The organism is Bradyrhizobium sp., from assembly GCF_030697065.1.
Taxonomy (GTDB): Bacteria; Pseudomonadota; Alphaproteobacteria; order Rhizobiales; family Xanthobacteraceae; genus Bradyrhizobium.
Genome location: NZ_JAUYQU010000289.1, coordinates 1 through 6,219, shown reverse-complemented (window position 1 = coordinate 6,219; position 6,219 = coordinate 1). Strand labels below are relative to the sequence as shown.

General features: G+C 62.2%; 5 protein-coding genes and 1 pseudogene. 2 read left to right on the top strand and 4 right to left on the bottom strand.

Annotated elements, in window-relative coordinates:
* Positions 1-123: 123 nt before the first annotated feature.
* Positions 124-705 (top strand): TRAP transporter small permease subunit, encoded by a 582-nt coding sequence (locus tag Q8R73_RS22815; protein WP_305721810.1) that lies wholly within the window; start codon positions 124-126, stop codon positions 703-705.
* A 28-nt stretch (positions 706-733) separates the two neighbouring features.
* Positions 734-2,392, top strand: coding sequence for a TRAP transporter large permease subunit (locus Q8R73_RS22810; RefSeq protein WP_305721809.1), 1,659 nt, complete (start codon positions 734-736; stop codon positions 2,390-2,392).
* A gap of 67 nt (positions 2,393-2,459) precedes the next feature.
* Here the strand turns inward: Q8R73_RS22810 and Q8R73_RS22805 are convergent, their stop codons facing one another.
* From Q8R73_RS22805 to Q8R73_RS22790, 4 genes and pseudogenes are all read right to left on the bottom strand, one after another.
* Positions 2,460-3,548: a TRAP transporter substrate-binding protein gene (locus Q8R73_RS22805; protein ID WP_305721808.1), complete on the bottom strand. Its 1,089-nt coding sequence runs from the start codon at positions 3,546-3,548 to the stop codon at positions 2,460-2,462.
* A 177-nt stretch (positions 3,549-3,725) separates the two neighbouring features.
* Positions 3,726-4,814 (bottom strand): TRAP transporter substrate-binding protein, encoded by a 1,089-nt coding sequence (locus Q8R73_RS22800; protein ID WP_305721807.1) that lies wholly within the window; start codon positions 4,812-4,814, stop codon positions 3,726-3,728.
* 190 nt (positions 4,815-5,004) lie between these two features.
* Positions 5,005-5,934, bottom strand: a pseudogene (locus Q8R73_RS22795) (Mrp/NBP35 family ATP-binding protein); the annotation flags it as partial.
* Between the two features lie 26 nt (positions 5,935-5,960).
* The coding region (locus tag Q8R73_RS22790) for a hypothetical protein (protein WP_305721805.1) at positions 5,961-6,219 on the bottom strand (259 nt) is incomplete at its 5' end.

Genomic DNA, 6,219 nt, shown 5'->3' with positions numbered 1-6,219 from the left:
AAACTTGACGGCGGCTTCGCGCGCTGGAATGGTACGATCGCTTCATGCTAGCAGGGCAGGATAAGCCGCGGCGCCTGACGGGCGCCGGAAAGACGGCAGAAGCGCAACTGGGAGGGGCTTTCGTTGCAATCGCTCTTGAAGATAAGCCGGGTAATCGACGCGTTCACCAAATGGGTGGGCAAGCGCCTGGCATGGCTGATCCTGGTGGCGGTGGCCGTCGCCACGGTCAACGCGATCATCCGCAAGACTTTCGACATGTCCTCGAACTCCTGGCTGGAGTTGCAATGGCTGCTGTTCAGCATCGTGTTCCTGTTCTGCGCGCCGTGGACCCTGCTCGATAACGAACACATCCGGATCGACATCATCAGCAACATGCTGAAGAAGAAGACGCGTTACTGGATCGACGTCGTCGGTCATGCCTTCTTCCTGATTCCGCTGTGCATCATCATGATCATAACGGGCGGCCCGTTTTTCATGCGCTCGGTGGAGGTCAACGAGCAATCGAGCAACGCCGGCGGCCTGCCGCAATGGCCCGCCAAGTCGCTGATCATTATCGGATTCATCCTGCTTCTGGTGCAGGGCATCTCCGAGCTGATCAAACGGATTGCCGTGATGCGCGGCGAGATCCCGGATCCACATGCAACCCAGGTGCACGCTCTCGAGGCCGAGGTCGAGCATCTCATCGAAGCGATCGAAAAACGCTGACCGCAGGACGGGGTCGCAGGGGAATCAGATGTCAGCTTTTATTATCGAGAACATGGCGCCGATCATGTTCGTGTCATTGGTCGTGTTCCTGCTGGCCGGCTATCCGGCGGCATTCTCCCTCGGCGCGGTGGGCCTGCTCTTCGCTTTCATCGGGATCGAACTCGGCCAGTTCCGGCCGGACTTTCTGCAGGCGCTGCCCGAACGCGTCTATGGCGTGATGAGCAACGACACGTTGCTGGCGATTCCATTCTTTACGTTCATGGGTCTGATACTCGAGCGATCCGGCATGGCGGAGGACCTGCTCGACACCATCGGGCAGTTGTTCGGCACCATCCGCGGCGGCCTTGCCTATGCGGTGATTTTCGTGGGCGCGCTGCTCGCGGCCACCACGGGTGTCGTCGCGGCTTCGGTGATTTCGATGGGCCTGATCTCGCTACCGATCATGCTGCGCTACGGCTATGACCGGCGCATGGCCTCCGGCGTGATCGCGGCATCGGGCACGCTGGCACAGATCATCCCCCCCTCGCTGGTGCTGATCGTGATGGCCGACCAGCTCGGCAAGTCGGTCGGCGACATGTACGAGGGTGCGTTCATTCCGGGACTGGTGCTCGCCGCGCTCTACGCGTCCTACGCGTTTCTGGTATCGATGATCTTTCCCAAGGCGGCGCCGGGGCTGCCGCCGGAAGCGATCGGCTTCCGCGAGAAAGATGGCAGCCGCGGACTGGTTTCGCTGGGTGTCCTCACGATCGCCAGCGTCGCTTTCGCCTGGCTGGCGATGCGGGGTTCAACGACGCGTGGCGCGGACTTCGTCGTGCTCAGCATGTTCTTCGGCATCGTGTTCGCCTTCTTCGTGGCGGTGCTGAACTGGGTCCTCGACAAGTTCACGGGAAAACGCTTCCTGTCGGCGATGGCCCAGCAGACCACCTTCGTGATGGTGCCGCCGCTGTTCCTGATTTTCCTGGTGCTCGGCACCATCTTCATCGGCATTGCGACCCCCACCGAGGGTGGCGCGATGGGCGCCACCGGCGCACTGCTGCTCGGCGCCGCCAAGCGCCGGCTGAGCTGGGACCTGATCCGGCAGGCGACCGAATCGACCGCCAAGCTGTCGGCTTTCGTGATCTTCATCCTGATCGGGGCCCGTGTGTTCTCGCTGACCTTCTACGGCGTGAGCGGCCACGTCTGGGTGGAACACCTGCTGACCTCGCTGCCCGGCGGACAGGTCGGCTTTCTCATCTTCGTCAATGCGATGGTCTTCATTCTCGCGTTCTTCCTGGATTTCTTCGAACTGGCGTTCATCATCATCCCGCTGCTGGGGCCGGCCGCCGAAAAACTGGGAATCGACCTGATCTGGTTCGGCGTGATTCTCGCCGTCAACATGCAGACCTCGTTCATGCATCCGCCATTCGGATTCGCGCTGTTCTACCTGCGCTCGGTGGCGCCGAAGGAATCCTATGTCGACAAGGTCACCGGACTGCGCATGGAGCCCGTCACTACCGGCCAGATCTACTGGGGCGCGGTACCTTTCGTGGTAATCCAGTGCATCATGGTCGGGCTGGTGATCGCGTTCCCCCAGATGGTGATGCACTACAAGGGCGTCGCTTCGACGATCGATCCCAACACGATCCAGATCGAGGTTCCGCTGATGGAATTGCCGCCACTGGACTTCGGCCCGCCCACGAAACAATAACACCCCCTCAAGCAAAACCCCGGAGCATCGCTCCGGGGTTTGTTCGTTCGCCTGATGGCCGCGGGCATCAGCCCCTGGAGTGCCGTGCCATGAAGTTGTCGTAACCGACTTCAGCGACCTGGAACCACTGGTAACCGTTGTTCGAGAAGGTGGTCAGCGACTCCAGCACCTTCTTGAAGTTCGGATTGCCCGCAGCCGTTTCGGCGTGCAGTTCTCGCGCCGCCTTGAGGCAGGCGTCCATGACGGCCGGCGGGAAGGCCTGCAGCTTGGTGCCGCCGGCGAGCAACCGGCGCAGCGCCGCCGGATTTCCCTGATCGTATTTCGCCATCATCCAGCTGTTGGCGAAATGGCCGGCCTGCTCGAGAAGGCTCTGATAATGTTTCGGCAGCGCATTCCATTTATCGAGGTTGATGTAGGCCAGCAGCATCGGGCCGCCTTCCCACCAGCCGGGATAATAATAGTTCGGCGCGACCTTGTAGAAGCCGAGCTTCTCGTCGTCATAGGGCCCGACCCATTCGGCGCCGTCGATGGTGCCCTTTTCCAGCGCGGGATAGATGTCGCCACCGGCGATCTGCTGCGGCACGGCGCCCAGTTTCTGCAATACGCGGCCGGCAAAACCGCCGATGCGGAATTTGAGACCCTTGAGATCTTCGACCGTCTTGATCTCCTTGCGGAACCAGCCGCCCATCTGGCAGCCGGTATTGCCGGCGAGCAGTGAGTGGACGTTGAAGCCCTTGTAGAACTCGTTCAGGAGCTCCTTGCCGCCGCCCAGCATGTACCAGGCCTGGTTGATGCGCTGGTTGGGTCCGAAAGGCACGGCGGAGCCGAAAGTGAAGGTCGGATCCTTGCCAAAGTAATAATACGACGCGGTGTGCCCGCATTCGACGGTACCGTTCTGCACGGCGTCGAGTACCTGCAGCCCGGGAACGATTTCGCCCGCCGCAAAGATCTGGATCTGGAATTTGTTGTCGGTGGCCTCAGCCACCATCTTGCACATCATCTCCGCGCCGCCGAACAGCGTATCGAGCGATTTCGGCCAGCTCGCCGCCATCCGCCATTTGATTTCCGGCGTCGACTGCGCAATGGCCGGGGCGGCCATGGCCGCGGCGCCCACGACGCCTGCCCCGGTGACCTTGATAAAGTCTCGTCGCTTCATCGATTGATTCCTCCCTGTTTGTGCTGTGCCGTGGCCTTCTTGTGAAGCCTGGAACCAGCATGGAACATTCGGCTCCGGATTTCCATGGCGAATTGGCTGGGGTCACAAAAATGGCCCGGCCTCCTGATGGAGACCGGGCCAAAGCCACGACTTACGGCGTCGCTGTTTCGGGTGCGATCAGCCGCGGGTACGCGAGCGGATCATGAAGCTGTCGTAGGTGTATTCGGCAACCTGCCACCACAGATACTGGTCGGAGCGGTAGGCCTGCATCGCGTCGATCGCCTTCTTGAAGTCGGCGTTCTTGCCGGAGAGTTCGCCCCACAGTTCGTTGGTAGCCTTCAGGCAGGCTTCCAGCACCTCGTTGGTGAACGGACGAAGCTGGGTGCCGCCGGCAACCAGCCGCTTCAACGCCGCGGGGTTCTGCATGTCGTAACGCGCGGCCATCCAGCTGTTGGCGTTCGCGGTCGCATTGGCGATCACCGCCTGGTAGTTCTTGGGCAGTGAATTCCACTTCTCGAGATTGCAGAAGGCGTGAACAGTCGGACCGCCTTCCCAGAAACCGGGATAGTAGTAGTACTTGGCGACCTTCTGGAAGCCGAGCTTCTCGTCGTCATAGGGTCCGACCCATTCGGCGGCGTCGATGGTGCCCTTTTCGAGCGCGGGATAGATATCGCCACCGGCAATCTGCTGCGGCACGACGCCGACCTTCTGCAGCACCTGGCCGGCGATGCCGCCGATCCGCATCTTCAGGCCGGACAGATCCGCAACCGTCTTGATCTCCTTGCGGAACCAGCCGCCCATCTGGGTGCCGGTATTGCCGCAGGCAAAACCGATCACGTTATGCTTCTTGAAAAGCTCGTTGGCGAGCTCGTTGCCGCCGCCCTGGGAGAGCCAGGAATTCTGCTGGCGCGCATTGAGGCCGAACGGGACCGAGGCGAAGATCGCGAAGGTCGGATCCTTGCCGACGTAATAATACGCCACCGTATGGCTCATCTCGACCGTGTTGTTGGAGGTGGCGTCGAGCGCCTGCAGGCCCGGGACGATCTCGCCCGCCGCGAACAACTGAATCTGAAACTTGTTGTCGGTCATTTCCGCAACCTGCTTCACGAAATAGTCAGCGCCGCCGTAGATCGTGTCGAGCGACTTCGGGAAGCTCGACGTCATGCGCCACTTGATCTCGGGCGAGGATTGCGCGATCGCCGGCGAGGCCACGGCGGTGGCTGCGGCACCGGCCGCGGTAACTTTCAAAAAATCACGACGCTTCATTCAGCTTCTCCTTGTTGGGGCAATTACTTCCCGGATTTCCTGGAGCGGCAAACTCGGCGAAGCGGTATCTGCGTCCGCCGTAGGCGCTCTGGCGGGTGCGCTTTAACACGGAAATTCGGGTTCGGAAAACCACGACAACGGCATGACGATGCCGACTAAACGAAAGTCGCATATTTCCCGAGAAACAGCCTCAGGCGGCGGCGATAACGCCCTGGAGCTGGTCGCGGACCTTGACGCCGATCGCGCGATAGATTGCCGCATGCGGGCCGTCCGGCTCGCTGTCGACCACCGGAGTTCCCGAATCCGAGGTGGCACGAATCGACATGTGCAGCGGGATTTCGCCCAGGAACGGCACTCCGAGCCGTTCCGCCTCCAGCCGCGCGCCGCCATGCCCGAAAATATCAGATCGCGTGCCGCATTCGGGACACTGAAAATAGCTCATGTTCTCGACGATGCCGAGAACGGGCACGTTGACCTTCTTGAACATCGCCAGCCCCCGTCGCGCGTCGATCAACGAAAGATCCTGTGGCGTCGAAATGATGACCGCGCCCCGGAGCGGCACATTCTGCGCCAGCGTGAGCTGCGCATCGCCGGTTCCGGGCGGCATATCGACCACCAGAATATCGAGGGTGCCCCAGGCGACGTCGCGCAGCATCTGGGTGATCGCCGACATTACCATCGGCCCGCGCCAGATCATCGCGGTCTCCTCCTCGACCAGAAAACCGATCGACATGATGGCAAGGCCAAAACGCTGGATCGGAATCATCTTCCTGTTGTCGTCCAGCTGCGGCTTCTCGTGAATCCCGGTCAGCCGGGGCACCGAGGGCCCATAGATATCCGCATCGAGCAGGCCGACCCGCAAGCCGAGATCGCGCAGGCCCAGGGCCAGGTTGAGCGCCGTGGTCGATTTGCCGACTCCGCCCTTGCCGGAGGCCACCGCGATCACCGCGGCAATACCCGGGATTTCCGACTGCTTCGACATCGGCGAGGCCGGACTCTGCGGCGGGCGATGCGCCGAGACCGGCTGCACGCCGTGCGAATGGCGATGCGGGGCCGGCGGCGCTGCGGCCGCGGAACCGGGTTTGCGCTCGGCGGTCAGCGCGATCATGGCGGCGGTGACGCACCTGACGTCCTCCACCGGCTGGATCATTCCGGTTGACGGCGGAAAGCTGGTGGGCTGATCCGCCTGACCGTCCAACCCGCGTGCGGTGCCGCGAGCAAGGCGGCGCCGAACCGCCGCCAGCCGGAGGACCGGCGCGGGCCGTGGTCCCCATGTTCGGCGTCCAGTTCGGCACACACCTGCCGAAACACCGCGTGGCCGTCCTGGTCGCGGGCTTCTTCCCACGACTTCAATCGGTCGACCATGTCGTAGACGGCGCGCAGCAGGGCAACGGCGGCCAGGTAG

What these genes read in the sequence shown, in the direction of transcription:
- Q8R73_RS22810 (WP_305721809.1), top strand. Translation starts at nt 734, where the DNA reads ATGTCAGCTTTTATTATCGAGAACATGGCGCCGATCATGTTCGTGTCA.
- Q8R73_RS22805 (WP_305721808.1), bottom strand. Translation starts at nt 3,548, where the DNA reads ATGAAGCGACGAGACTTTATCAAGGTCACCGGGGCAGGCGTCGTGGGC.
- Q8R73_RS22800 (WP_305721807.1), bottom strand. Translation starts at nt 4,814, where the DNA reads ATGAAGCGTCGTGATTTTTTGAAAGTTACCGCGGCCGGTGCCGCAGCC.